The organism is Methylomonas sp. TEB, from assembly GCF_047777895.1.
Classification (GTDB): Bacteria; Pseudomonadota; Gammaproteobacteria; order Methylococcales; family Methylomonadaceae; genus Methylomonas.
Genome location: NZ_CP180476.1, coordinates 1,231,650 through 1,257,322, shown reverse-complemented (window position 1 = coordinate 1,257,322; position 25,673 = coordinate 1,231,650). Strand labels below are relative to the sequence as shown.

24 protein-coding genes are annotated in these 25,673 nt (G+C 49.8%); 16 read left to right on the top strand and 8 right to left on the bottom strand.

The window, feature by feature from the left end:
- Window positions 1-413 precede the first annotated feature (413 nt).
- Window positions 414-1,841, bottom strand: a complete 1,428-nt coding sequence (locus ACMXD4_RS05735) for a DUF3375 domain-containing protein (protein ID WP_415880119.1) — start codon at window positions 1,839-1,841, stop codon at window positions 414-416.
- 266 nt (window positions 1,842-2,107) lie between these two features.
- Here ACMXD4_RS05735 and ACMXD4_RS05730 point away from each other — a divergent pair, with 266 nt between their 5' ends.
- The 13 genes from ACMXD4_RS05730 to rimI all read left to right on the top strand — a co-directional run bounded on the left by ACMXD4_RS05730 (window position 2,108) and on the right by rimI (window position 15,247).
- On the top strand, window positions 2,108-3,844 hold the full coding sequence (locus tag ACMXD4_RS05730; RefSeq protein WP_415880118.1) for an acetolactate synthase 3 large subunit: 1,737 nt from the start codon (window positions 2,108-2,110) through the stop codon (window positions 3,842-3,844).
- Window positions 3,845-4,336, top strand: a complete 492-nt coding sequence (gene ilvN / locus ACMXD4_RS05725) for an acetolactate synthase small subunit (RefSeq protein ID WP_101051816.1) — start codon at window positions 3,845-3,847, stop codon at window positions 4,334-4,336.
- A 32-nt stretch (window positions 4,337-4,368) separates the two neighbouring features.
- Complete coding sequence (ilvC, locus tag ACMXD4_RS05720; protein ID WP_033158860.1) at window positions 4,369-5,385, top strand: ketol-acid reductoisomerase; 1,017 nt, start codon at window positions 4,369-4,371, stop codon at window positions 5,383-5,385.
- A gap of 66 nt (window positions 5,386-5,451) precedes the next feature.
- Window positions 5,452-6,231, top strand: coding sequence for an outer membrane protein OmpK (locus tag ACMXD4_RS05715; RefSeq protein ID WP_415880117.1), 780 nt, complete (start codon window positions 5,452-5,454; stop codon window positions 6,229-6,231).
- A 118-nt stretch (window positions 6,232-6,349) separates the two neighbouring features.
- On the top strand, window positions 6,350-6,790 hold the full coding sequence (locus ACMXD4_RS05710; RefSeq protein WP_319961199.1) for a DUF6678 family protein: 441 nt from the start codon (window positions 6,350-6,352) through the stop codon (window positions 6,788-6,790).
- A gap of 242 nt (window positions 6,791-7,032) precedes the next feature.
- Entirely contained in the window at window positions 7,033-7,773 is a 741-nt protein-coding gene (gene pssA, locus ACMXD4_RS05705) for a CDP-diacylglycerol--serine O-phosphatidyltransferase (protein WP_033158857.1), read from the top strand.
- A gap of 3 nt (window positions 7,774-7,776) precedes the next feature.
- Window positions 7,777-8,628 carry a CHAD domain-containing protein gene (locus ACMXD4_RS05700; protein WP_415880116.1) on the top strand — a complete coding sequence of 284 codons (852 nt, stop codon included), beginning with the start codon at window positions 7,777-7,779 and terminating at the stop codon, window positions 8,626-8,628.
- A 284-nt stretch (window positions 8,629-8,912) separates the two neighbouring features.
- Window positions 8,913-9,797 (top strand): hypothetical protein, encoded by an 885-nt coding sequence (locus ACMXD4_RS05695; protein ID WP_415880115.1) that lies wholly within the window; start codon window positions 8,913-8,915, stop codon window positions 9,795-9,797.
- Window positions 9,798-9,958: 161 nt separating this feature from the next.
- Window positions 9,959-10,837, top strand: a complete 879-nt coding sequence (locus ACMXD4_RS05690; protein ID WP_415880114.1) for a hypothetical protein — start codon at window positions 9,959-9,961, stop codon at window positions 10,835-10,837.
- 224 nt (window positions 10,838-11,061) lie between these two features.
- The gene (locus tag ACMXD4_RS05685; RefSeq protein WP_415880113.1) at window positions 11,062-12,033 is read left to right on the top strand and encodes a glycosyltransferase family 2 protein; all 972 of its coding nucleotides are present in this window, start codon (window positions 11,062-11,064) and stop codon (window positions 12,031-12,033) included.
- 290 nt (window positions 12,034-12,323) lie between these two features.
- Entirely contained in the window at window positions 12,324-13,868 is a 1,545-nt protein-coding gene (locus ACMXD4_RS05680) for a 2-isopropylmalate synthase (RefSeq protein ID WP_033158855.1), read from the top strand.
- Between the two features lie 13 nt (window positions 13,869-13,881).
- Window positions 13,882-14,688: a uracil-DNA glycosylase gene (locus tag ACMXD4_RS05675; RefSeq protein ID WP_415880112.1), complete on the top strand. Its 807-nt coding sequence runs from the start codon at window positions 13,882-13,884 to the stop codon at window positions 14,686-14,688.
- A gap of 4 nt (window positions 14,689-14,692) precedes the next feature.
- Entirely contained in the window at window positions 14,693-15,247 is a 555-nt protein-coding gene (gene rimI, locus ACMXD4_RS05670; RefSeq protein ID WP_101051819.1) for a ribosomal protein S18-alanine N-acetyltransferase, read from the top strand.
- 103 nt (window positions 15,248-15,350) lie between these two features.
- Here rimI and ACMXD4_RS05665 read toward each other — a convergent pair whose 3' ends face one another.
- A complete protein-coding gene (locus tag ACMXD4_RS05665) occupies window positions 15,351-15,518 on the bottom strand; it encodes a hypothetical protein (protein WP_165385923.1) in 168 nt (55 codons plus the stop codon).
- A 557-nt stretch (window positions 15,519-16,075) separates the two neighbouring features.
- Between ACMXD4_RS05665 and ACMXD4_RS05660 the strand changes: the two genes are divergently transcribed.
- Window positions 16,076-16,204, top strand: a complete 129-nt coding sequence (locus ACMXD4_RS05660; RefSeq protein ID WP_020482963.1) for a hypothetical protein — start codon at window positions 16,076-16,078, stop codon at window positions 16,202-16,204.
- Window positions 16,205-16,802: 598 nt separating this feature from the next.
- Here the strand turns inward: ACMXD4_RS05660 and ACMXD4_RS05655 are convergent.
- Both ACMXD4_RS05655 and lnt read right to left on the bottom strand, forming a co-directional pair.
- The gene (locus ACMXD4_RS05655; RefSeq protein WP_415880111.1) at window positions 16,803-18,302 is read right to left on the bottom strand and encodes an alkaline phosphatase; all 1,500 of its coding nucleotides are present in this window, start codon (window positions 18,300-18,302) and stop codon (window positions 16,803-16,805) included.
- A 51-nt stretch (window positions 18,303-18,353) separates the two neighbouring features.
- Window positions 18,354-19,877 (bottom strand): apolipoprotein N-acyltransferase, encoded by a 1,524-nt coding sequence (gene lnt, locus ACMXD4_RS05650; RefSeq protein ID WP_415880110.1) that lies wholly within the window; start codon window positions 19,875-19,877, stop codon window positions 18,354-18,356.
- A gap of 135 nt (window positions 19,878-20,012) precedes the next feature.
- Here lnt and ACMXD4_RS05645 point away from each other — a divergent pair, with 135 nt between their 5' ends.
- The gene (locus tag ACMXD4_RS05645; protein ID WP_415880109.1) at window positions 20,013-21,521 is read left to right on the top strand and encodes a hypothetical protein; all 1,509 of its coding nucleotides are present in this window, start codon (window positions 20,013-20,015) and stop codon (window positions 21,519-21,521) included.
- On the opposite strand, the gene ACMXD4_RS05640 is transcribed toward ACMXD4_RS05645, so the two are convergent.
- The 4 genes from ACMXD4_RS05640 to ACMXD4_RS05625 form a co-directional block, all read right to left on the bottom strand.
- Window positions 21,499-22,398, bottom strand: a complete 900-nt coding sequence (locus tag ACMXD4_RS05640) for a 5'-nucleotidase (protein WP_033158850.1) — start codon at window positions 22,396-22,398, stop codon at window positions 21,499-21,501. The two genes, ACMXD4_RS05645 and ACMXD4_RS05640, sit on opposite strands and share 23 nt — an antisense overlap.
- Before the next feature lie 2 nt (window positions 22,399-22,400).
- Window positions 22,401-24,125 carry an SPOR domain-containing protein gene (locus tag ACMXD4_RS05635; protein ID WP_415880108.1) on the bottom strand — a complete coding sequence of 575 codons (1,725 nt, stop codon included), beginning with the start codon at window positions 24,123-24,125 and terminating at the stop codon, window positions 22,401-22,403.
- 63 nt (window positions 24,126-24,188) lie between these two features.
- Window positions 24,189-24,920, bottom strand: a complete 732-nt coding sequence (locus ACMXD4_RS05630) for a methyltransferase domain-containing protein (RefSeq protein WP_415880107.1) — start codon at window positions 24,918-24,920, stop codon at window positions 24,189-24,191.
- On the bottom strand, window positions 24,917-25,222 hold the full coding sequence (locus ACMXD4_RS05625) for a DUF1244 domain-containing protein (RefSeq protein ID WP_415880106.1): 306 nt from the start codon (window positions 25,220-25,222) through the stop codon (window positions 24,917-24,919). The genes ACMXD4_RS05630 and ACMXD4_RS05625 overlap by 4 nt, the downstream gene beginning before the upstream one ends.
- A 112-nt stretch (window positions 25,223-25,334) precedes the next feature.
- Here ACMXD4_RS05625 and ACMXD4_RS05620 point away from each other — a divergent pair, with 112 nt between their 5' ends.
- Window positions 25,335-25,664, top strand: coding sequence for a hypothetical protein (locus ACMXD4_RS05620; protein ID WP_205453542.1), 330 nt, complete (start codon window positions 25,335-25,337; stop codon window positions 25,662-25,664).
- The last annotated feature ends 9 nt before the right edge of the window (window positions 25,665-25,673 follow it).

Sequence of the window (25,673 nt, the reverse complement as noted above, 5' to 3'; positions counted from 1 at the left end):
CTGCCGGTTTCATCGCGGGAGCGGTAAGCAAGGATTCGAGTTGGCCAAAATAGAGGAAGGTGTCGGCGGAAACACTGACATCGAACCTACCGGGATGGTTTTCCAGCTAGTGACAGAGTTCCGCTTCCGCCAGATCATCGTACAGAGTTCGCCGACTCGTTTCAGCATGCCTGCGGAGACTTCGACGCGGACTAGATGACTGCAAACCGCCTTGGAGGCTGCGGCGAAGAACTTCTCAATTTGGCCCTTTACCGCCGCTCAAGCCGGCAACCAGGACATTTGTGTCTACAACCACTCTAATTGCCATGCAAAATTGCCAGCATATATGCAACAGCTATCCTAGCATAGGCCTAAATTTTGGAAAGATTTCCGCCCCCCCCCGTATTCGATAAGAACATCCTGTGCCGCTCGCGTCACCTGACAAAAATCACCCTCGGCAAGCGCGCCTGCTTGCTCACTTCCCGCCCTTCACCGTCCGTCGTTTGCCAAACGATGACGTCTTCGGCGGTTTCGTCGACGGTGGTGTTGAAGCTGTCCCCGCCCAGTTGCAGATAGGCGACCAGTTCCGCCACACCGTGTTGCAAGGGGTGACTACGGCAGAGTTCGGCCAGGGTGATTTGCGGTTTGTCTTGCAGGGCGTGGCGGATGTGGCGGGCCAGTTGCGCCTTGTCGATGACGATTTGCGAGAATAGCGCGGCGGCGTCGATGCCGTCGTCGCCGGTTTCCGGGACGATGCTATCGATGCGCGGTTTGACGGCCGGGGTGTGCAGCGGCCGTTCCATCGGCAGTTCGATGTTGGCGGCGGCTTCGGCGATGTTCATCACTTCGCCGGACGGTTGATTGTCGCGCAGAGCCAAAGCCTTGGCTTCGATGCCGTGCAGGATTTCCATGATGCGGCGGTTTTCCAGCCAGGCCTGGTCGTCGAGGAAGCGGCGCAGTTGCCGGCTGAGTTCGGCGACGGTGCGCTGGGTGTGTTCGCCGGCTTCCAGCCAGTCGTAATGCACCCGGCGCAAGCGGGCTTCGGGGCGCAGTTCTGCCACCGGCTGCAAGGCCAGCACTTTTTCCAGCAAGGCCGATAATTCTTCCTGGCGGCGGCTGGACATCAGGAAATCCCAGAAGGCGCGGAAGCTACGGCCCTGGTCAGAATCGGCAATGGCATCGCGTTCGCCCATGATGTCTTGCAGCAATTCGCCCTTGCCGCCTTCCCACAAGGCGATGCGCTCGCGCACCCGCCGGTCCAGGCCGCGAAAGTTATGCTCGACTTCGCGAAAGTCGCCGAGCAGTTCGCGGGCCAGCGCGGTGAATTGCAGAAAGCGGTCTTTCAATGCGGTGTCGTCCAGCAAGGTCAGTTCGCCGGCTTCGGCTCTGGCGATTTCGGCGTCAATGTCGGCGCGGCGCTTACGCAGATCGGCGATACGGGTCTCTGGATCGGTTTCGCTGCCTGCGCTGATTTGCTTGAGCAGTTCGAACAAGGTTAATAAGCGCGATTCGGTGCCGACGAAGCTGCGTTCGGTCAAGCTACCCAGCCAGGCGATGGCTCTTTCGGTGGGCGGAGTCAGGTCGAAATAGGGTTCATCCGAGCCTTGGCGATAAAATTTGCGCAGCCAGCCCTTGTCGTTGCCGGCCCAATCACTGAGGTAGTCCAGCGCCGACTTTGGAAAGATGTCGTTACCGAATTGTTCCCGCAAGCCGAATAATTCGTCTTCCAAGGCCTCGGCAAGATCGGCCTGGGCAATCAAGCGCTGGTTTGGGATGACAAACACCCGGTTCAAAAAGCCGGCAACCAGTGGCGCATGCGGCGAATTAAGTAGCCGCCACGCCGGATGATTTTGTTTGAGCAAATCGAGAGTACGGTAATCCAGCTTGAATATCCTTTATGTGCTCGCCAATCGTTGGCGTGGCGTAAACTGTTAAACAATGCCGCTGTCCCGCTCCGCCAATTGTAAATTTGACCAAATTTCCAACGGAAAAACCTATCTGTAGGCAAGAAAACCCAAGTGAAATCCTTGGTTTTCCTTGACGAAAAGGGTCAAAAACAGTAGCTTATCCAACCTTTTTTGTAAAATCTGCATTTCCCCCGATCGATTAGTTTTTTGAGGACGTAAAATTGGAACTCAGTGGCGGACATATTCTTGTCCAATGTCTTAAAGATGAAGGTGTCGAATTTGTATTTGGCTATCCGGGTGGCTCTGTCTTGCACATCTATGATGCCATTTTCCATCAAGACGAAGTGAAACATATCCTGGTCCGCCACGAACAAGCGGCGGCCCATGCAGCTGACGCTTATGCGCGCGCCACCGGCAAACCGGGCGTGGTGCTGGTCACCTCGGGCCCAGGCGCGACAAATGCCGTCACCGGCATTGCCACCGCGTATATGGATTCTATCCCGATGGTGATCATCTCGGGCCAAGTGCCGTCGCCGGTAATAGGCAGCGATGCGTTCCAGGAAGTCGATACGGTGGGCATTACTCGGCCCTGCGTTAAGCACAACTTCCTGGTCAAGGATGTCAACGATTTGGCCGAAACCATGAAGAAGGCCTTTTACGTGGCAACCACCGGCCGCCCCGGCCCGGTATTGGTCGACGTGCCGAAAGACATCACCGATCCAAACATCAAGGTGCCTTATAAGTACCCGAAAAAGATCAGCATGCGTTCTTATAACCCGGTGGTAAGCGGTCACAAGGGCCAGATCAAACGCGCGGTAGACATGTTGCTGACCGCACAGCGGCCGATGATTTACTCCGGCGGCGGGGTAATTCTCGGTGAAGCCCATAAAGAACTAACTGAATTGACCCAATTACTGGGGTATCCGATTACCAATACCCTGATGGGTTTGGGCGGTTATCCAGCTACCGACAAACAGTTCGTCGGCATGCTGGGTATGCACGGTACTTACGAAGCCAATATGGCGATGCATGAGAGTGACGTCATTCTGGCGGTCGGCGCGCGCTTCGACGACCGAGTCACCGGCAAACTGGCTGAGTTTTGCCCGTACGCCAAGATTATCCATATCGACGTCGATCCGGCCTCGATTTCCAAAACCGTTAAAGTCGACGTGCCGATTGTCGGCGAAGTCAAACCGGTGCTGGAACAAATGATAGAGCTGATCAAAGACAGCAAAACCAAGCCGTCGAAGTCAGCGCTGGAATCCTGGTGGCAATTGATAGGCAGTTGGCGAGACGTACATTGCCTGGACTATGACCGCACCAGTAGTGTCATCAAGCCACAATATGTCGTAGAGCAGTTGTATCAAGTGACTGGCGGGGAAGCATTCGTCACCTCCGACGTGGGCCAACATCAAATGTATGCCGCGCAGTACTACCACTTCGACAAACCTCGGCGCTGGATCAACTCCGGCGGCCTGGGCACGATGGGCTTTGGTTTGCCGGCTGCAATTGGCGTGAAACTGGCGTTTCCGGAAGCCAATGTCGCCTGTATCACCGGCGAAGCCAGCATCCAGATGTGTATCCAAGAGCTATCCACTGCCCTGCAATACAACGCGCCGGTGAAAATCATCAACCTGAACAACCGCTACATGGGCATGGTGAGGCAATGGCAGGAGTTCTCTTATCAAAGCCGGTATTCGCAGTCCTACATGGATACCATCCCCGACTTCGTTAAATTGGCGGAGGCCTACGGCCACGTCGGTATGTTGATCGAGAAACCTGAAGACGTGCGCGGTGCTCTGGAAGAAGCCTTCGCATTGAAGGATAGAACCGTATTCCTGGATTTCATCACGGATCGCACGGAAAACGTTTACCCCATGATAGAAGCAGGCAAAGGCCATCACGACATGAAATTGCGCGTCGCACCCGGCACCCCGGTAGACAGGGAGTTGTCATAAATGAGACACATCATTTCAATTCTGATTGAAAACGAATCCGGTGCTTTGTCGCGCGTCGCGGGCTTATTTTCCGCGCGTGGCTACAACATCGAATCCTTGACCGTGGCCCCCACCGAGGATTCCAGCCTGTCGCGGATGACCTTGGTTACCAGCGGCAGTGACGAGATTATCGAGCAAATCACCAAGCAACTGAACAAGTTGATCGACGTGGTGAAATTGATCGATTTGGCGGAATCCGCGCATATCGAACGCGAGCTGATGCTGGTAAAAATCAAAACCAGCCACGATACCCGCGAAGAAGTGAAACGCATGGTCGACATCTTCCGCGGCAAGATTATCGATGTCACCGCCAACAGCTACGTGGTGGAAATGACCGGCCAATCCAGCAAACTGGACGCCTTTATCCACGGCTTTGAAGAAGGCAGCATCATTGAAGTAGTGCGCTCCGGTCCAACCGGCATCTCCCGCGGCGAGAAAGGCTTACACCTGTAACATTTATTATTTACCCAGCAACGAGAAAACCTATGCAAGTTTATTACGATAAAGACGCCGACCTTTCTGTTATCAGAAGCAAAAAAGTAGCGATCATCGGCTACGGCTCACAAGGCCACGCGCACGCCAACAATCTGAAAGACTCAGGTGTTGACGTCGTTGTCGGCTTGCGTGCCAATTCAGCGTCCGTCGCCAAAGCTCAAGCCAGCGGCTTGACTGTCAAAGACGTACCGGAAGCCATCGCCGGCGCCGACGTGGTGATGATTCTGACTCCTGACGAGTTTCAATCCAAACTGTACAAAGAAGAAATCGAACCCAATATCAAACAAGGCGCAGCCCTGGCTTTCGCTCACGGTTTTGCGATTCTGTACAACCAAGTCGTACCCCGCAAAGACCTGGACGTAATCATGATTGCGCCTAAAGCACCTGGTCACACCGTGCGTTCCGAGTTTGTTAAAGGCGGCGGCATTCCTGATTTGATTGCGATTCATCAAGATGCGTCCGGCATGGCCAAAGCCATCTGCTTGTCATACGCTTCTGCGATCGGCGGCGGCCGCTCCGGCATCATCGAAACCACGTTCCGCGACGAAACCGAAACCGATTTGTTCGGCGAACAAGCGGTATTGTGCGGCGGTGCGGTGGAACTGGTGAAAGCCGGTTTCGAAACCCTGACCGAAGCGGGCTATCCTCCTGAAATGGCTTACTTCGAGTGCCTGCACGAATTGAAATTGATCGTAGATTTGATGTACGAAGGCGGTATCGCCAACATGAACTACTCGATCTCTAACAACGCGGAATACGGCGAATACGTCACCGGCCCAAAAGTAATCAACGAAGAAAGCCGTTGGGCCATGAAACAAGCCCTGGAAGACATTCAGCAAGGTAAATACGCCAAGCAATTTATCCTGGAAGGCCAAACCGGCTACCCTGAAATGACCGCCAGACGCCGCCTGAATGCCGAGCATCCTATCGAAACCGTCGGTGCTAAACTGCGGGCCATGATGCCTTGGATCAAAGCTAACCAAATCGTCGATAAAAGCAAAAACTAAGCTTATCGGCTAGGATTAAAGCCCATCTACACGATGGGCTTTTTTTTGCCCGCTGGATTTTGCCAAATGCTTGATCGCTATCGCTTAAACCGGTTTTATCTTGGTATCATCACCGCGACCTTGGCCCAGCCCTGCCCTGCTGATTTCATGCAATGGAGTAACAGCGAGATCCAATATCTGCATGGCGGCAACTACCAGGAACCGTTCAACGCCAACGACGTCAGCCAGTCCATCATCACCGTCACCCACGCCCACGGCTGGGCTTACGGCCGCAACTTCTTCTTCATGGATACGATGTTTACCGAATCCGGCCAAACCGCGCAAACCAATCTTTACGGCGAGGCATACAGCACCTTCAGCCTCGGTAAAGTCATCGGCTTGGACTTGTCCTACGGCATTTTCAAGGATTTCGGCGTGACCGCCGGCGTCAACCTTGGGGAAAACATGAACAGCTCGCGCAGCGGCTTTCGCGCTTGGCTTTATGGCGTTACCGTCGATTTCGACCTGCCGGGCTTCGACTATTTCAACGTCGACTTTTTACGGCAGCGCGTCACCGAAACCGCCGACATCGGCACCTCCTGGCAGATTACCCCAGTGTGGAAACTGCGGTTCGAAATTGCCGGCACGAAATGGAGCTTCGAAGGCTTTGCCGACTTCATCGGCCATAACCACACCGCCGCCCGCCAAGCCCTGGCGCAGCCGCAACTTAGATTAGACCTCGGCAACTTATGGGGTGATAGCGACCATTTGTATATCGGCATCGAATACCAGTATTGGCATAACAAATACGGGATTAAAGGCTTACAGGACAGCGTGCCGCAGGCGTTGGTGTTGTGGAAGTTTTGAGGCAAATGAAAATGAACAGCAGTCGTGACAGTTAGTTGGTTAGCATGCATATAACACTTCATTCCACCGGACGCGGCAAACAGCGCCGCGCCGATTAACATTACGGTAGGCCAATTCGATGCGCGAACTTCCCGACGCCACGGCAACACCGCTTGGTTCTAACCGAGACAAGATCATTTTCCAAGCTAAATGCAAGTATTTTGGCGCACTTGCCAATGACACAAAGTGGAATGAATTAATCAATTACTTTCGGCAAAAGCCGGGCTGGCGGCCTTCGTATAGAAGTAAATGGCTAAATGGTCATATCTCCGAATGGGATTCCGAGTGGCATTACCATCTACCATTTCCATTTGTTGGCGTAGAGTGGTTTGATATTGGGCTGCATCAGCATGAATTCATGGGGCATTTAACGCCGCCCAGGATTATTGATCACAGCGCTGAGATTGCTTCAAAACTTTCCAGCATCGGCTTTGATTATGAGATAAAGGGGGATGTCGCACGAATCTGGGGCTATTTTCCAAAGTCATATGAAGACTTCCCGCCCCAGAAATTGGCCTAACCTTCCGGTCAACGTGACAGTCAGCGTAGCCTAGATGAAGCGCAGCAGAAATCCAGGTTGAAAATCAAAAGTTATCAATCGCGCCAACGTTTCAACCCCGTGCTTCGGCGCGCGGCATACGGGCTACAATCTCAACAACCACAAGCCTTCTCTCATACCCACGAAACGGGCCACATTAGTTAAGCATCTGTCATATTCAGCATGTACAATGCCGCCAACTTTTCAACCTTTGTAGACACATTATGATCAAGAAGCAACCGCTTACTCGTCATCGTGGCATTTACCTACTGCCCAATCTATTCACCACGGGCGCCATGTTTGCCGGGTTTTATGCAATCACCTCGGCAATTAACGGCCGTTTCGAAACAGCGGCGATTGCGATGTTCATTGCGATGGTACTGGATGGCTTGGACGGCCGCGTTGCCCGCCTGACTAACACGCAAAGCGAATTCGGCGTGCAGTACGACAGCTTGTCCGATATGGTTTCGTTTGGCGTTGCTCCGGCTATTGTCATGTATTTGTGGACTCTATCCACCATGGGCCAAGCAGGCTTGTTCGCCGCATTTGTGCATATGGCCGGTGGAGCGTTACGTTTGGCGCGTTTCAACACGCAAGTGGAAGTGGCCGACAAACGCTATTTTCAAGGCCTACCCAGCCCGGCAGCGGCGGCTATTTTGGCCGGTGGATTATGGTTCTGCGTGGAAAACGGTTATGACGTGGAAAACATCAAGTATCTGGTATTACTAACCACCATCACTACCGGTTTGCTAATGGTCAGCAACTTCCGTTACTCCAGCTTCAAAGAAATCGATTTTAAAAACAAAGTGCCATTCATCGTTGCCATTATCGCGATGCTGGTTATCAGCTTCATAATGGCGCAACCACAGCGAATGCTGTTCCTGCTATCGGTCGGCTATGCCATATCCGGCCCTATAGTTACCTTGGTTTTGCGCAAACGTAAGCTGCAAAGCCGTAAAAGTTAGCGGATGAAAAATACCGGTGGCAAACCGTTGCTCGACGCCTTGGAAAGACACTGGCGCCAATATCGCAAACGCTTGAAAGCCTGCCGCCAAACCGCCAGCGAAGATAACGTCCACGAATTACGCATTAGCACCCGGCGCTTGTTGGCGCTGATAGAATTGCTACATGCCTTGGAGCCACAACCCACATTACTAAGCATTCGCAAAGTTTTGAAAAAGCAACTCGACGGTTTCGACGAATTGCGAGATACCCAGGTCATGCTGTTCGAGGCGGCCAAGACCCTGCCTATACTTCCCGAGCTAGAGCCTTTTTTAGCGTACATGCATCGCTGCGAACAGCGTTTACTGCTGGAAAACCATTCATTTATTGCCACCCTGTATCAACCGAAACTGCGTCGCAAGTTGAAAAAAGCCGGTAAATACTTCAAAACTCAAACAGCCGACATCGATCTTGAACAGGCATTGCCAAGCGCCATTAACAATATTTATGGCCTAGTGATAAATCGTTATGAAGCACTGGATCCCACCATACCTGCCAGCATTCATCATCTGCGCATCGCTGTTAAAAAATTGCGCTATACGCTTTTAGCAGCGCAATGCCTTGATTCCACTCACGCTGAAATGGACTCAAGCCTGTTGAAAAGCCAGTTAACTCGCATGGGTGACATTCAAAACTCTGTGATCATGTTGCAAACCCTTGAGCTATTTTTTCAACATCAGATACCGAGCGCAGTAGAGCAGTACTATCGACGACAACAACAAGAGTTGATCGACTCATTTATGACCTGTTGCTCGGAGATTTTGGTGTTTCGGCATGTGACCCAAAACGACAGAAACTGGGTTTTTGAATCCGCGTAGAAACTAGCTATACTCATTGTCGGCTTATTTATTGGCACCAACGACGAGATCATTTACCAGAAATAAAAAATTTTCTATTAAGCAATTGAAAAACAATATGACTCGGCAAACCGTACGAACCATTAACTCTACTGTCAATTGAGTTTATATTTTATCATTGCCTCAGGACAATCAGCTGCTACCGAAAAAACTAAAGCCGTCAAACTTAAACGCTATCCCCAAACGTCAAAATCAACAAGAAAAAGTTCATAACGTGGCATTACGAAATATTAGAGGCAGTTTCAATGGCATCAGATGATAGAAACTCACCTAAAATAGGTGTTCCGTCTTCACCCTATCTGGTTTACACCTCAGCCGGTGACCGATCCAATATAAAAAAATGGGTCACGGGCAAAAAAAATTTCGACTTATGGGTTACTCAATACGAAGGCGAAAGTGATTATCACCGGAGCGTTGCTGATTTTTACAACGAGCGAAAAGGCGGCAAATATCCAAATTTACACGATATATATAACCGCTGGGGAGAGTTACTCACCCCCTATCGGGCAATATTTGTACTTGACGACGATATAGAATTGAGCGCCAGCCAAATTAGCCAGTTATTCCGCATTTTAGAACGCTACAAACTCGTCTTGCTACAGCCTGGTTTCTTGAGCGTCGGCAAAATAAGCCATGAAGTCACAAAAGCAAATCATTTCAGATTTGCGAGGCTTACCAATTTCGTGGAAAACTGCGTGCCAATGTTCTCTAAGCCTATTCTGGATCGGTTTATGGCAACTTACGACCCGGGCTTAATTGCCTTCGGAACTGATTGGTGGTATTTACACCTTCTGACCGATGAAGAGCGCGAAACCGGAGTGGCGGTAATTGATTCGGTACCTTGCGTAAACCCGGACGAATGGCTTGAACAAAAACCTCGAAAAATAGATCAAGTTGAGCCCGTCAATAAAGGCATAGAGATTTGGCAGGAATTTAAGCGCGAGCGCGGCATCGAGATGCCGCCAGGCGGTGTCAGAAGTTTGGGACTATTATCGCCTACAGCCTTAGAGGACTGGCTTACGCTAATTTCCGCTCCGTTAATCCGCTGCAAAACATTTCTGTTCTACCCCCATTATTTCATGCGTCTGAAACGCTTTTATTGGGATATTCATAGGCGAAAAATATTTTAAAATTCGCCATTCAGCAATGGCGAAATGCTGACTATCCAAAACAACACAGCAGATCTTATTCAATGAGAATATAAGTTTCCTTGCTCCAATTGGAAACTGAGTTCGGCCAACCTCCTTAAGAACAGCATTTCGCAACTAGCTGACGGCCCAAGGAATTATTCGTGAACTATTTAAACGAAATTAAATGCTATTTAAAAATCAAAATTTCCCAAATATTGATGCGGTACCCTACCCATCACAAACCACTAAAAATACAACATGCGCCTAAAAACAAACCGAAGGTACTAATTTTAGGAATATATTTAGAATACAGAGAAAACACATTTAATCACCTGATAAGTGCGTTTAATCAATCAACAGCATGTACGGTTGATCAAATCTGGGTATCATTGAACCCTAAAAACTCTCTAAAAGACAACCAAGCCGAATATAAAAACCACGCCAACCTAATTCTGGTTAAGCAGATATTTGAGCTTAAACCAAAATTTACGCTATTAAATGAAATTCTAGAAGAGGTTGACATAAGCAAATACGATTATCTTGTCTTTACCGATGACGACATTTTTGTTGACGATAACTTTCTCGATGCTTTTATCGGATGGCAACAGCATTTAAACTTTTGCTTGGCTCAACCCGCCCGCACGAGAACCAGTACAGCTGATAATACATTTGTTGTTTCCAGGCCTTGGCTAAACGCACGCGAAACACATTTTGTTGAAATTGGCCCGCTATTTAGCATGCATAAATCAATTGTAAATGAATTACTACCGTTTGATCTTGAAAGTCCAATGGGATGGGGATATGACCTCGTTTGGCCAATAAAGGTGATTGCATCGGAAAAAACCATGGGGATTATCGATGCGACTCCTGTACAGCACAGCCTGAGACCTCAGGGCGCGGCATATTCGACCCCAAAAGAATATGTGCTAATGAATGAATATCTTTCAACAAAACAGCACCTAAACTTCCGAGAAGCCTGCACTATTGTTAAAAATTACTCAAAAATAAGCTTCCTCAAAAAATCGTTGAATTTATTTTAATGCCTATCTGTTTTAATTTCTAGAACAAAGCACCGCTTCATTCCGATCAGCTCCAACAAACTATTTATCTTATTGGCACTGCCCGATACTACTTAAACATAATAAGCGACACCATCATCGACTTAAAGATATAATAGCCCAACTACCAGCATTTATTTGATTCATCTTATGCATCACAATATTTCCGTTAAACCTTTTGTAATTTAATCGGCCTAATCGATGCTATGAGCTGCCTAGTTACCGTCATCATACCCACCCACAACCGCCCCGACCTTTTGGACGAAGCCATAAGCAGCGTAGTCAATCAAACCTTGGCGGATTGGGAAGTCATTGTCGTTGACGATTGCTCAACCCCTCCGGTAAACCCCGCTCAGATCCAGGAAAAGTTCGGAACGAAGATTAAAGTTTTGCGGCACCCAAGCTCTTTGGGGGGAGCCGCAGCGAAAAACACCGGCATCAAAGCCGCTTCTGGCAAATATATTGCCTTTCTGGACGACGACGACCTTTACGCACCGACTTATTTAGAAAAAGCTGTTTCAACTTTAGAAAACCATCCAGAAATTAACACGCTGTTCATGAGCGTCGCTTGGTTTGGTCCAAATTCAAAATGGACGCACGAATCCTACACTGACGCCATGAACAAAATATTGGCAGATCTAGCTGGAACGCAAGTGACAGAAACCCTACTGGAATTTGACGCAGACCGTCTATTCAAAGCTTTGCTAAAAAGGGTCCCTATGGCGTTTCAACGACCAGTGGCAACCAGGGAACAGGTTAGGCAAATCGGCTTATATCAGGAAGATTGCCTACTTTGGGATTGCGATTGGGCTTTGCGCGCTGCGCTGAATGGCCGATGCGGATTAGTAACAGAAGGCTTGTACCTGCAACGTAGCGCGGGCCAGGGATACTCGTCTCAACCTCGCCGCCGGATGGATCACTCCTTATCGAATCTGGAAATAAAAAAACAACTGATTAAGCGAAATGTCAGGCCTGATCTAGCCAAGCTGATCAGGCTCAACTACATCCAATCCGCCCAAGATTTGAGTTGGGAATACATCAATCAAAACCAAGGCTTGCTAGCAGTCAAAACCATGCTGGCTAGTTTCCAATACGGCATTCACTTTCTGCAGATTAAGTTTTTAGCGCACGCTCTTTATAGCTGCGGATTGAGTTTATTTTCTAAAATACGACGATAGCCTAGTTAGATTCCGAATCGAAACAAAAGATAAAATGGATTTAGCTGCCTCAAACGCCGCAGCATCGTAAGCTTGAGCCTCAGTCGGCAATCAAGTATAGTTTCTAACCATGAACAATCAGAAAAACGAATTTCATAGTCACTTAGTTTTCATGCCAGCCATTGGCAGACAATTGTTCGGCCTGTCTTTAAGATTGCTGCCCTGAGGGGCGCACTCTATCCTCATTTAAACAATACCACCCTTTTCTGTTCCTCGGCCTCAGCGCCGAACATTTCATGAACGGAGTTCTCATGAAAGATAAATTAATTATATTCGACACAACTTTGCGCGATGGTGAGCAAAGCCCAGGCGCCTCAATGACCCGCGATGAAAAAGTCCGTATTGCCCGCGCACTGGAACGCATGAAAGTCGACGTCATCGAAGCCGGCTTTCCAGCCGCCAGCCAAGGCGATTTCGAAGCGGTGCAAGCAGTCGCCGATGCGATTAAAGACAGCACAGTTTGCGGCTTGGCGCGGGCGCTGGACAAAGACATCGACCGAGCTGGCGAAGCCTTGAAAGGTGCAAACAGCTCGCGCATCCATACCTTTATCGCGACTTCGCCGATCCATATGCAAAAGAAGTTGAATATGCAGCCGGATCAGGTCATCGAATACGCAGTTCGGGCAGTAAAGCGCGCCCGCCAGTACACCGATAACGTCGAATTCTCCCCGGAAGATGCCGGTCGTTCGGAAGAAGATTTCTTGTGCCGTATCCTGGAAGCAGTGATCGATGCCGGAGCGACGACACTTAATATCCCGGACACGGTCGGCTATAGCATGCCTCAGCAGTTCGGTGCGACTATCGCCAATTTGATCAAGCGCATCCCCAATTCCGACAAGGCTATCTTCTCAGTACATTGCCACAATGATTTGGGCTTGGCGGTTGCCAACTCCTTGTCGGCGGTGATGAACGGCGCGCGGCAGGTAGAATGCACGATCAACGGTTTGGGCGAACGCGCGGGCAATGCCTCTTTGGAAGAAGTGGTGATGGCGGTACGCACCCGCCAGGATTTCTTCGGCTGCGATACCGGCTTGGATGCACGCGAGATTGTCACTTGCTCAAAGCTGGTGTCCTCCATCACCGGGTTTCCGGTGCAGCCTAACAAGGCCATCGTCGGCGCCAATGCTTTTGCGCACGAATCCGGCATCCATCAAGACGGCGTATTGAAAAACCGCGAAACTTACGAAATCATGCGCGCCGAGGATGTGGGCTGGACCACCAACCGCATGGTTTTAGGCAAACATTCCGGCCGCAACGCCTTCAAAACCCGAATGGCAGAGCTGGGCGTGGACTTTGCCGGCGAAGCCGATTTGAACGATGCTTTTTTCCGCTTCAAACAATTGGCCGACAAAAAGCACGATATTTTCGACGAAGACTTGCAGGCCTTAATTTCCGAGCAAGGCTTCGAAGCGGAAGACGAACATATCAAACTAGTAGCCTTAAAAGTCTGTTCCGAAACCGGCGAAGTCCCTAACGCCACCGTCACGATACGTGTCGACGGCAAGGAAGTCACCGGCAGCGGGCAAGGCGGTGGTGCAGTGGATGCCAGCCTGAAAGCCATCGAAAGTTTGGTAAAAACCGGCGCGACTTTGGCGTTGTACTCGGTTAACAACATCACCACCGGCACGGATGCTCAGGGTGAAGTCACTGTCCGACTGGAAAATGCCGGCCGTATCGTTAACGGCTCCGGCGCCGACACCGACATCGTGATCGCCTCGGCCAAGGCTTACATTAACGCGGTTAACAAACTGCAAACGCCCGACCAACGTCAGCATCCGCAAAAAGGCGATGTCTGATTTTTGAGCCGCCATGGATAACGCGACCCGCTTGCAGTACTTGGAGGCGATGGGCATTGACGTCTGGACACCTAGGCGTCTACCCCTCGCAGTTCCGCAAGCGGCCGTTCATTATGAAAGTCCAATCGAACACGTAGTACCGGCTACCCCCTTTGCAGCCCACGAAGTTGAGCCTTCCGAGCAAACGGTATCAAGCGTCATCGAAACCGTTAATATCGAATTTCCGCGACATTCTGCTTCGTCGCCATCATCACACGCCAACGATCAAATATGGAGAGACCTACAACTCGAGGTTTCTTTGTGCCAAGCCTGCTCGCTGTGTAAAACCCGCACCCAAACCGTATTCGGTGTCGGTAATAAACAGGCAAGCTGGATGTTGATTGGTGAGGCGCCTGGGCAAAATGAAGATTTACAAGGCGAACCGTTCGTCGGCAAAGCCGGCCAATTATTAACCGAAATGTTGCGGGCGATAGGTTTAAAGCGGGAAGAAGTCTATATAGCCAATATATTGAAATGCCGGCCGCCGAATAACCGTGATCCGCAAGCCGAAGAAGTCGCCGCCTGCCATCGATTTCTGCAGCAGCAAATCGAATTGATACAACCGAAAATAATTTTGGCGGTAGGCCGGATTGCTGCGCAAAGCTTGCTAACCACCCAACAACCTCTGGCAAAATTACGCGGCGTTCAACACCAATTACACGATATTCCGCTGATTGTCATTCATCACCCGGCTTACCTATTGCGCTCGCTACTGGAAAAGGCAAAAGCCTGGAGCGACTTGCAGTTTGCGCTGTCGGTCTATCAAAAACTAGAAAAATAAAACCATGTGGAAACTGTTACATAAACTGAAAGATGCAGTGATTTACGACGCGGACCGCGAGTTTTACGCCAAGGTGTTTCCAGACTCGGTAGATAGCAAAGACTTAATGCGGATGCGCAAAATGGATCATGCTGATTTAACCAGCGTCTTGAAGATAGAAGAGTTAAATTACGAATTTCCGTGGTCGGAAGGGATATTTAAAGATTGTTTCCGCACCATGACTTACACCAGTTGGGTGTGCGAGGCGCCAGATGACAACATAGTAGGCTATTGCATCATCAATGTAGCCGCTGGCGAAGCTCACATTATGAACATCAGCGTCAACCCCATCTTTCAACGCCAGGGAGCCGGCCGCAAAATGTTGGAACACTTAATCGAATACGCCCGCCCCCGCGCTGAGAAAATATTCCTTGAGGTGCGCCCCAGTAATCCTGGAGCCATCAATTTGTATCGAAAAACCGGTTTTCGCGAAATCGGCACCCGTAAGAATTATTATCCAGCCAAAAACGGTCGCGAGGACGCGATTATGTTTGAGTTGGATCTGGTGCCTATGCTCTAGCAGGGTTATGTAGACTCACTGTCGGCCTAAATTATCCCGCCAACACTATTGCTCGGAAACGGTAACCGATCCGATTAGGGCCGTACATTGGGCGTTTAACAAGTTATACAGCCGGATATTTTTTCAATCTATTTTTCAATTGCTGAGTCTCTTGCTTCAACCAATTTGCCGTTTGGACTCTGAGGTCAATTTCGTAAAGATATATTGGACTTGCTTGAAAACCAGCATCACGGGTTTTAAGCGAGTTGGATTTACCGAATTTAGTTTTCATCGTAATTCCCTTATTTGAAGCTTGTCTAATCCCCACAAGCAATTGAATTCGTTAGCTTACAAATACTGCTCAGAAAAGTAACTAGTCGTACCGAAAATGTAGGTGGCTAACATTAGGCAAGAGATACAAAGCAAATATCACACCATTTTCTGGCAACGGAATGGCCTTCGCCTACTCGAACGATCTGCGTAAATAAGACTATTTTTTCAGCGCAGTATTGCCATAAGTGACAGTTACCTGACATTTTTGGTCAGTAACGCAAAAGATCGCTTATCTTTGCCCCATACGTCGACGCGCCAAAGCCAAAAGCTAATCTGTTAGGCCTGATGACGAGATCGTTTGATTGCACAAACATAGCGCCACCACCAAGCTATAGCAGTTCAAATGAATAAATTTGTAAAATTTAATTGACTTTAAGAAAGCGAACCAAGGGTTTGTTTTGGATGATTTTGTCCAATTTTTCGGAAACACGCCATCTACAAGAGTGACCAAAACGCTGTTGAGTTTTAGCAAAATGGTGGCAGAATCGGTCCAGCCGATAGCTTTTGGGAGGTCTTATGAAAATACTTGCAGTACTGATACTCGCCGGACTTACTTATGGTCTTGCGTTATTCATACTTGGAATAATCAAAGAATTGGCGGAATTCGCCGTTGAGGCATGGCGTGACGTTGAGATAGGAAGATAATTTTATTTAATAGCAGTCAGACCGATATCTTTAGTTTTCAAGAATGCATTAAATTGTCAATTAGACAAGCAGAGCCGGGAACAATACCCGGCTTTTTTGTGTTCGTGGTTTTCTCGCGCACATATCTAAACTATAAATACGGGCAATCTTGAAGGCGGCATGGTTTTTATTGGCACGCTATTTGGCACAAATGCCGCCTGTCGGGCCGTCGATTTAGATAACAGTCGCCCGCATTCCGTACAGATAAAATTCCCGGTTGGCGACCCGTAGGCGAATTCCATGGTCAAGTTAGAGTGGTCGCAATAATTGCCGTCTGTATTGCTGGTTATTGGTATCGCTTTTAAATTGTCCATAATTTTTCCTTATAACCGTCTGAGCTAGATTTGTATGTCGGTACTTTATTCAGATTTCCTTAAATCTAGATTATGTGTAAATTAAGATTGCATTATTAGTGGCCCGAGCAAATCCGGCCACGCGCTAATTTGCCATGAATTTTTAAATTTGCCGACATAGTTGGCTCGTTACGCTTAATCGGTCTTAATGCCTTATCTGCAGCCCAAATTGCGCCGAGAATCCCGTGTTCACGATTGGTGAGATTTTACCGGCCGGCTTTAAACTTCAAGGCATGCGCCATCACTTGATAGATGTAACTTTGCTCTTGTACGCCATGAAATAAATGCGCTTTGGGACCGAACGCGAAAATGGCCACATCTTCGGCGCCGTGCGTTTCGCTGCCTAGCGGTACAACGGCTTCCTGCAGAAAATCGGGATGCGTGGTATCGACGGCGCTTAGATCGGGGCGGCCTTTTTGACCTCGATAACCCGGACCGTTGGCGTATCCCAACGTCGCGTAAGGCAATCCGTTACTGTCCTTGGCAAATCCCTTCTCGCCAGCTTGCTTGACTAAGCCCAAAATAGGATTACCGCGTTGCGGATAGCCGGCGATGGTAAAGGTGTGGCTATGATCGGCGGTAACTAAGATTAACGTATCCTGAGGATTGGTTTTTTCCAACGCCTTGCGTACCGCATTAGAGAGCTCGATGGTTTCCGTCAAAGCTCTATAAGCATTACCGGCGTGATGGGCATGATCGATACGGCCAGCCTCCACCATCAGCACATAGCCTTTTTTATTTTTCGACAATATCTCTATGGCTTTTTCGGTCATCTCGGTCAAAGACGGCTCTCCACCCTTATCGCGAAGCCGATCATGTTCGTATTCCATATGCGAACGTTCGAACAGCCCCAGCAAATGCTCGGTTTGCTTAGGATCTATCGCATCGAAGCCGGCTTTGTTATAGACATAGGCGGATTTCGGATACTGGGTTAACCAACGCTGGGTCAAATCCACACCATCTTTACGGCTACCAAACTTATCACTATCTTCCGGATCCGGCGTTGTTTCGGGCAAAAACATGCTGCGCCCGCCACCCAAAGCCACTTCCAGGCCATTGCCGTATTCGAAATCCAGTAATTGTTTGGCAATATCGCGAACGGTGGCGCCCGCAGGAATTTGCGCATCGGACTCCCAATCGCGTTCAGAGGTGTGGGCGTAACAAGCAGCCGGCGTGGCATGCGTAACTCGGGCAGTAGAGACCACGCCAGTTGATAGGCCTTTTTCCTCTGCTTGCTCTAGCAAGGTTTTCACCTTATAGGTATTGACGACCTCTGCACTCTTTTCCTGGCGAGCCACCTGCATGCCTACCGACAATTCGCCATCATTGGTTTTCACACCGGTAATAATCGCTGACATGGTCGGCGCAGAATCCGGAGTTTGTTGATTGGCACTATAAGTTTTCGATAACGCTACATAGGGAGCTGTTTCGAAACTTAGCGAATTTTCCTCGCCACCGCGATTGCCCGGTTTGCGCTGCCCCTCCAGAATACGCGCGGCGGTAATAGTCGAGATGCCCATACCGTCACCAATGAACAGAATGACGTTTTTGGCGAATGCTCGATTAGCTTCTAGTTGCTCAGCCGCCTTGATACGGTTTTGCCCCGATTCCAACCAGAATGCCGGCGTTTCCAAAACCGGTTCAGCCTGGGATGTCCCGGCCGCCAAGCTCAGTGTGCTTATCAGAATTGCGGATTTACAGTGCATAGGAAGCATAAGTACTTTTGAGGGATGTTTTTTATATCAATCGCCGCAGTTCTAAACGACTTCAGCACCTAGCTTTAAAATGCCCGCATTGAACCGGCGATACCAGATATACGTCACTAGCAGCAACACCGCCAACACCCCGAAAAAACCTTTGTCACCCAAGATGACGTAAGGCGTAAGACCACTCATCGGCACTATATAATCGGTTAAAGTCGTGGTGGTAAACAAAGGCGCTTGCTTACGTAGTGCCCCGTCCGGACCAACAAAACCGGTCACGCCGGTATTGGTCGCGCGAACCAGATAGCGGCCGGTTTCCAACGCCCGCATTTGCGCCATTTGCATGTGTTGATGCGGCTGCGAGGAATCGCCGAACCAAGCGTCGTTAGTCATATTGACGATATACGCTGCATCCGCCACTTGCCTGGCAACCAATTCACCGAAGGCATCTTCATAACAGATAGTAGTGACAAACGCATGACCGCCCGCCATCAACAAGGCTTGCCGGTCGCCACCGGCCGCGAAATCGCCCAGCGGTATTTGCAACTTATCCAATACCCAACCCGATAACGGCTGAAGCGGTAAATATTCGCCAAACGGCAGTAAGTGATTTTTATGATACAGGGCTTGTTTTTCGCCCAGGGTCATGACGCTGTTGTAATAATCCTTACCCTGCCCGCTACTGGGTAGCCCAACCACCAAGTCAACCCCATGCGCTTGCGCGGCAGTTTGTAGCGGATCGATGTAGAATTCTTTCACTTGCGACAGAAAGGCCGGAATCGAAGTTTCCGGCCAGATAATCACATCGGAATCCCAATGCTGTTCGGTAAGTTCCTGATATAGCCTGAGTGTGTTGAGTTTCTGATTTTTCTGCCACTTCTGATCCTGGCCGATATTGCCTTGCACCAAGGTGACCTTGATCGGCGCGCCGACGGCTTGAGTCCACGCCACCGTTTGCAAATAGCCACCGCCTGCCCAAATTACCCCTAAAACCAGCAGCCCCGGCAAAGCCGGCAATTTGCCACGCACTAATTCGACTAAGGAAAAAGCCGATACCACCAACAAAAACCCGACCCCATAAACCCCGGCCAGTGGAGCGTAACCGGCCAACGGCGTAGATAGTTGACTGTAAGCAATTTGCAGCCACGGAAAACCGTTCAACAACCAATAACCGCGAAAGTACTCGACCGCTACCCAAGCAATAGCGGCAGCTATTGTGCGTAGCCAGACCCCGGAACAGATTGAGGCTTTGGCGATAAACCAACCGGTCAAAGCCGGAAATAAGGCCCAAACTGCTACCAGCAGAGCTGTCAAACCTATCGAGCTATACGGGTCGCCGCCGCCGAAATCGTGAATACTGATATACGTCCACCAAATCCCCGATCCGAACAAGCCCAAACCGAACAAATAACCACTAAGAGCGGCCCTGTTTGGCGCCTGCCGCTGCCAAACCCAGTAAATAAAAGCTAATGAGCCAATTGCTGCGTAAGCGTAGCTGTATGGCGCAAAGGCCAAGGTGAGCAATGCTCCAAAAACGGGAGCGGCAAGTTCCCATTTATAATTCAATATTCGCTTCATTACTCTGCTGTGTTTATTCGATGGAATCGGCATTTTATGCAGCTGCCGAGGTTTCGTAAAATCGGCAACTGCCTATACCCGTCAATCTGAACTAAACTGAGTTTATGTTTTCAACACATCTTAACTCGCAAGTACATGACCGATAACGCATCACTGCCTTTTGAGCTGTCAACGGAATCCCTCGGCGGATGGATTAATTCACTAAGCGCGCTACCCGCGGCGAACGCGGCAAACCAGTTAAATCTGGTCCTTAAACAACTGAGTCGCTTTAACGGCACAGCCGCAAACGTATTGCCGATACTCGTAAACTTAACCCCGCTGACATTGCATTTATCCAATGGCTTGACCAACGCGGCGCGTTCCGAAACAGACATAGCCACCAACACCAAAGCGCTGAAAATTGCGAAACTAGCCATCCAGTTACTCAGACATTTGAGCCTGGCTTTTTGCCGCACGGTCGAGACCAAACAACTCGATACATCGCTGACCCAACAAGCGATATTTTATGCCTTGCAGTTAGCGGGGTATTGTCTGCGCAGCACGGCGCTGTTTTACGAAATGCCGTCCACGACCTTGTGGAAAAAGAGCGGCCTGCTTTACACCATAGCCGGCGAACTGCAATTGTTAAAAAAACCGGTCTCGTCCAAACCGCAGGAATTCAAGTTACAAAGCACCATTGAAGCAGTCATCAAGCGCAACCTATTGTTTGCACTCAGCAAACCCAACCAATATTCAACAACTGAAATCAGTCAATTATTTCAGTTGGTCAGTCGGCATCAGGATCGCCTGGAGATCAGCAAAACACCCAATCCAGATTGCCGTTTTATTTGGAATCTGGGCAGTGAACCAAGCCCTATGCCGCGTACTAACAGCACATTGCCACGCGGCTCGGTGTACATCAGTTGCCAGAACTTCGGCCATGCCTTGCAACTTGGCGAAATCGAGACCGAACTGAATTCAAACATGCAAACCAAACTGGCTTTGCACTTGACGGGATACAGCAATATTTTCGCATCGGTGGCCATCGGCCCGCCGATGCCGGCACACTTACTCGAGGGCTTCGTTGCGGTCAGCGCCCATCTGCAAGGCGAAGAAAAATTATCGAAAATCATGAACCTGAGCTCGCAGTTATCGCGCGGAAGATCCCTGGCTCGCGATATGTCTCTAGTGCCGTTGGAGCATGAAAAAAGTTTCTACAAACCGTTAAATTCTTCGCTGATCAGTTTTCCCGAGCATGGCACCAGTCTGAGTCTGTTGCGCAATGTCAGTAAACAATTTCTGGTAGCGGAAAGCCCCGCACCCAATTGTTCAACAGGCGATATTGGCTTACTTTGCCGGGAGCAGCAACCCGCCAAACTGGTGATAGTTCGCCAGCAAACGCTCTATGAAGATGTGACACTAATTTTGCTGGAACCCATAATCGGCAACATTACCATCCACGATATCGAAAATGCCGGTGACAGTAACAACAAGAAAGCGATAGTCATCGGGATGGAAACCGCTCAACCTGAACTGTTGTTAGCCAACGGCAAATACACGGTAGGCAGTAAAATCAAACTGTTATACGGCAACACCTTGTATTTGAAAGCTTGCGTGGACAGTACGCCCTGGTTAGTGCGCTTCAAGGCCGGTGTTGATTTGTGACGCCATGCGGGACGTGAGCTGCTGCAATTTGATGTGACTCTGCGGAATCGCAATGGCCTTTTTGATCATCGAAGAAAATATCGGCCCCGAACGCTTTTAAAAACGCCCCCTTGGGCATGCCGCCTAAAAATAAGGCTTCATCTATCCTGATTCCCCACGCACGCAAGGTTCTGACGACCCGCTCGTGCGCGGGCGCGGCGCGTGCGGTGACCAATGCCGTGCGAATTGGCGACAAATCTTGATCGAAATGGGTTTGAATGCGGTGCAAAGCACTTAAAAACTCTTTCAATGGCCCGTCCGATAAAGGCTTATGCGCTTCGTTGCGCTCGTTGGCCGCAAAAGCCGCCAAACCGTGTTGCTGATAAATCCGTTCGGATTCGTCGGAAAACAGCACCGCATCACCATCGAAAGCTATCCGCAATTGCGGCGACGGGTTAGCGACCGCGCCGGAGACAATGGTTGCGGCGGCATAGCCCGCAGCCAAGGCCTTTCTGACATCCTCACCATTGGCGGATAGAAACAAATGCGCACCGAAGGCCGGGATATATTCGTAAGGGGATACGCCGCTGGTAAACGCCGCCCGGCTAATCGCCAAATCGTAGTGGTTGATTGAGTTAAAGATACGCAAGCCGGTATCCGCGCTATTTTGCGACAGCAGGATAATCTCCACCAGCGGCGCACCGGGAAAGGCTTTGTTGATATCTAAAAATTTCTTGACCAAGGAAAAGCCGAAACCCGGCGGCAGAATTTCATTTTCGTGTTCAATCTGATAATGACAAAAGGCTTCCTTGCCCTGGGTCTCGAAAATCGCATGCGATTCATCGAGATTGAATAAGGCCCTGGACGATACTGCAACTACCAGTTTCTGATTATCCATGGCTATTCTTTATTGCGGGTAACCCACACCGAATCGAGATTAAGGGTTTTCTTGATTTTTGCTGCGTAAGCCGCCGCTTCGTATTGGGTTTTAAAACCGTCCACAAACAAACGATACCAGTTCTCGCCCTTGGATTCGGTTTTGACTACCTTAGCAGGGACGCCCTTGCCCGCGAATTCTTGGGCTTTACTCTTGGCGTACCAATCCTGTTTAAACGCAATTAAATTGACCGCCCAATTTTCTTCCACCGGTTCCGGCTTTTTCTTCTCCGGTTTAGGGGCCGGCGCGGCAGCTTGCGCTCGACCTTTTTCCAAGGCGCTCACCTTGTTTTGCAATGCTTCTATGGTGGCGCCTATTTGCATAATCTGGCTGCTGATTTCGGCAGAAGGCTTGGCTTGATCGCCGTTGGCTTTTGCCGCACCCGGGTCAGCATGCCCAGCCTTAATTAATTCAGCGATCTGAGTGGCCATCACACCATTGCTGACCGTCAATTCATCCAGCTGTTTGCGCAACATTTCCTTGTCCGCGGCATCGCTGGTGGGCGCGGCATTCACTTGTTCCTGCAATTTCCCGATAATAGTCACCAACTCGCCGACTTGCGACTTGGCAATCATGCCTTGTATGCCTAACCCAGTGCCAATCAGCAGCGCCGCCACCGCGATGCCGTTCGCCACATAGGCAGCTACCGGTTTTTTCGCCGCCAAGGCCTCCACGGCCCGCTTGGTTTTCTTCTGTTCGGTCTGCAGGCTTTCCAGACTATCCAGACAACCCAGCAGCTCATTTTTACCCGCCGCCTCGGTTAAATCGTGGCGCATCTGCTGCTGATGTTTCTTGAGATCGACGATATTCCGATTCAAAGCGGCAATTTCGCTGCTATGATCGATGACTTGTACCTGCGGCACCGGGCTTGCTTGAACTTGTTCGGCCGCTGCGGCAATCGGCGCTGTTTCCGGCTCGTTAGCCTGGACAACGACTAATTCTTCCTCGTTTTCTTGCTCACTGACAGCCGCCGCCAATATCTGATCCAAATCTGGTTCCGGTTCCGGCGCGCTTGGTTGGACGTTGTTATCGGGTTCTTCCAAATCCGCAAATTCATCGACGATTGGCGTTGTCGCTGGTGCATACTCGTCATCAGCCGAAATGTCGAAATCCGCTATTAGAAAATCAGCATTACCGCCTGCCAGGTCAGCGTCATCGGAAAACTCGTCTATTTCGGCCATATTTTCCAGGTCGTCCACCGCGGTTTCCGGCAAACCCACCACGGCCACCGGGGCATCCTCCGCAAAATCATCGATTTGACCGACTCGCTCTAACTCCGCGACTTCTTCAAACACATCATCAACCGACAATTCTAAAGGGGCCTGCTGATTTTCGACATCGACGATGTCGACAAAGTCATCGTCAACTACTTGCTGCTCGCGTCCGGGATTAATGCCTAAATCAACCGCCAAATCGTCGCCAAACTCGTCAATATCGTCTGCCAAACTTGATGCAGCCTTAGGTTCATTCGCACTCAGTAATTCATCGATATCCGCGAACTCGTCGATTTCCTGTTGCGCATCCGGCTCGAATGTCTCGTCGCCCACCAGCAAACGATCAATGGCTTCGTCATCATCTATCGTGCCAACCTGTTGTTCGGAGGGGTCGCCAATATTAAGCATGGCATCCAGATCGTCGGCAAACGCATCCAAGGTTTTTTTATTTTTACTAGCAGTCGATTCAGCCATGTTTTTTCTCGTTTAAGCTGCACACAGTTCAGCAAATCCTGATTTGTAGAACAGCACAAAATATCATTTAAGCGCAGTGACCAAGGCATTGACCTCCATGCGTTGCTGCAATTCGATGTCCCGAAAACCCGCCTCAGCCATCTGCGCCAACGCGACGGATTCGCGCATCACGTGATTTTCCGACTCGTCGTTAAACAGATGGACTATCCAATGTTCGAGTAAATCCAAGCGGTTGATTTCGGTCAAAACCTTAAAGTAGCCGCCAACCTCTCGCTGTATGCTGCGGGTATGCGCGCTAATATCATCCAAAGCATACCGGTCGCCGTTGACGAATTTTCCACCCGGCTTTAATACCCGATATATTTCTGCCAACACTAGCCGCCGGTAATCGCTATGGAAATTATGCAAAGTATATGCCGACGCCAAAATATCGACGCTGTTGCTCGCTAAACCCTGCAACGCCGTCAACGCATCCTCGCCGGAAAAACGCAATCTGCCCGCGGCAACCCAATCGCGCAAACTCTGCTTCGCCTGGTTTTGCATGGTGGGTTCGTTATCGACACTTAATATATTAAGGTTGTCCGCGGCGGTCAGGATCGCCAGCGTAGTAATACCCGTGCCGCCCCCGAGCTCAACCACTGCCTGCGGCGTGCCTTGCTCCTCACAGTAATTGCCAACAATTTCACTGACCAAGCGACTCATTTCCGTCGCAAATGGGCAGATCAAATTTAACATTTGATATTCTTGACCCATCACGCTGGAGAACATCGCATCGAAGCGGTTTTCGTCTGTCATGGTTGTGCTTTCAATTTTTGCTTTGCGTCATACGCTGCCAGTTGTTCAGGCGTGGCCTCGCGTTGATGTTTGTCTTTCCATTCACTGTACGGCATACCATAGACAATCTCCCGCGCTTGCTCGTAATTGATGTCAATTTTGCGTTCGGCCGCCGCTGCTGCATACCATTTAGCCAGGCAATTCCGGCAGAAATCGGCGAGCACCATCAGTTCGATATTTTGGACTTCGGGATGCTGTTGCAAATGGACCAGCAATTTTCTGAAAGCCGCGGCTTCCAACTCGACGTTATTGGACTGAATCATGAAATCCTCCTTTAAAACCGGCATTTTAGCAGCAAAGCCGTTAGGTTCATGTACAATTGCAGCCAAAGATTCTACAATGAAGTAATTGATACTTGGGCTCTAATCGCGCTTTGTGAACACAATACACAGTTCATCCTTGGCTTTTTATCCGGTCGGCTATAACCAGCCGAGAGCCGCACGGCCGGATAATAATCTTGAACAAAAGCAAAAGCCTAATAATGACGAAACCGGGATACCTCGGCAGAATCCTGATTTACCTAAAACATCGTCAACCGCTCAAATCAAGGCCGCTTTGGCGGACAACGGATTGACCGTAAGCAATAACGACCAACCAAATAATTCGCGCACCTTGAAAGCATTGAACGCCTACACAGAAAACCGCAATCAACCCGCTCAAAACCGGGTTGCCGAGATCATTTCCGGTATCGATCTTTACGTCTAACTCCCTCCC

Bases quoted from the DNA above. Each gene is read 5' to 3' on its own strand.
- ACMXD4_RS05710 (WP_319961199.1), top strand. From the start codon at position 6,350: ATGCGCGAACTTCCCGACGCCACGGCAACACCGCTTGGTTCTAACCGA.
- ACMXD4_RS05700 (WP_415880116.1), top strand. From the start codon at position 7,777: ATGAAAAATACCGGTGGCAAACCGTTGCTCGACGCCTTGGAAAGACAC.
- ACMXD4_RS05695 (WP_415880115.1), top strand. From the start codon at position 8,913: ATGGCATCAGATGATAGAAACTCACCTAAAATAGGTGTTCCGTCTTCA.
- ACMXD4_RS05655 (WP_415880111.1), bottom strand. From the start codon at position 18,302: ATGCACTGTAAATCCGCAATTCTGATAAGCACACTGAGCTTGGCGGCC.
- ACMXD4_RS05680 (WP_033158855.1), top strand. From the start codon at position 12,324: ATGAAAGATAAATTAATTATATTCGACACAACTTTGCGCGATGGTGAG.
- ACMXD4_RS05715 (WP_415880117.1), top strand. From the start codon at position 5,452: ATGCTTGATCGCTATCGCTTAAACCGGTTTTATCTTGGTATCATCACC.
- lnt (WP_415880110.1), bottom strand. From the start codon at position 19,877: ATGAAGCGAATATTGAATTATAAATGGGAACTTGCCGCTCCCGTTTTT.
- ACMXD4_RS05685 (WP_415880113.1), top strand. From the start codon at position 11,062: ATGAGCTGCCTAGTTACCGTCATCATACCCACCCACAACCGCCCCGAC.
- ACMXD4_RS05665 (WP_165385923.1), bottom strand. From the start codon at position 15,518: ATGAAAACTAAATTCGGTAAATCCAACTCGCTTAAAACCCGTGATGCT.
- rimI (WP_101051819.1), top strand. From the start codon at position 14,693: ATGTGGAAACTGTTACATAAACTGAAAGATGCAGTGATTTACGACGCG.
- ACMXD4_RS05630 (WP_415880107.1), bottom strand. From the start codon at position 24,920: ATGACAGACGAAAACCGCTTCGATGCGATGTTCTCCAGCGTGATGGGT.
- ilvN (WP_101051816.1), top strand. From the start codon at position 3,845: ATGAGACACATCATTTCAATTCTGATTGAAAACGAATCCGGTGCTTTG.
- ACMXD4_RS05645 (WP_415880109.1), top strand. From the start codon at position 20,013: ATGACCGATAACGCATCACTGCCTTTTGAGCTGTCAACGGAATCCCTC.
- ACMXD4_RS05660 (WP_020482963.1), top strand. From the start codon at position 16,076: ATGAAAATACTTGCAGTACTGATACTCGCCGGACTTACTTATGGTCTT.
- ACMXD4_RS05625 (WP_415880106.1), bottom strand. From the start codon at position 25,222: ATGATTCAGTCCAATAACGTCGAGTTGGAAGCCGCGGCTTTCAGAAAA.
- pssA (WP_033158857.1), top strand. From the start codon at position 7,033: ATGATCAAGAAGCAACCGCTTACTCGTCATCGTGGCATTTACCTACTG.
- ACMXD4_RS05675 (WP_415880112.1), top strand. From the start codon at position 13,882: ATGGATAACGCGACCCGCTTGCAGTACTTGGAGGCGATGGGCATTGAC.
- ilvC (WP_033158860.1), top strand. From the start codon at position 4,369: ATGCAAGTTTATTACGATAAAGACGCCGACCTTTCTGTTATCAGAAGC.
- ACMXD4_RS05640 (WP_033158850.1), bottom strand. From the start codon at position 22,398: ATGGATAATCAGAAACTGGTAGTTGCAGTATCGTCCAGGGCCTTATTC.
- ACMXD4_RS05635 (WP_415880108.1), bottom strand. From the start codon at position 24,125: ATGGCTGAATCGACTGCTAGTAAAAATAAAAAAACCTTGGATGCGTTT.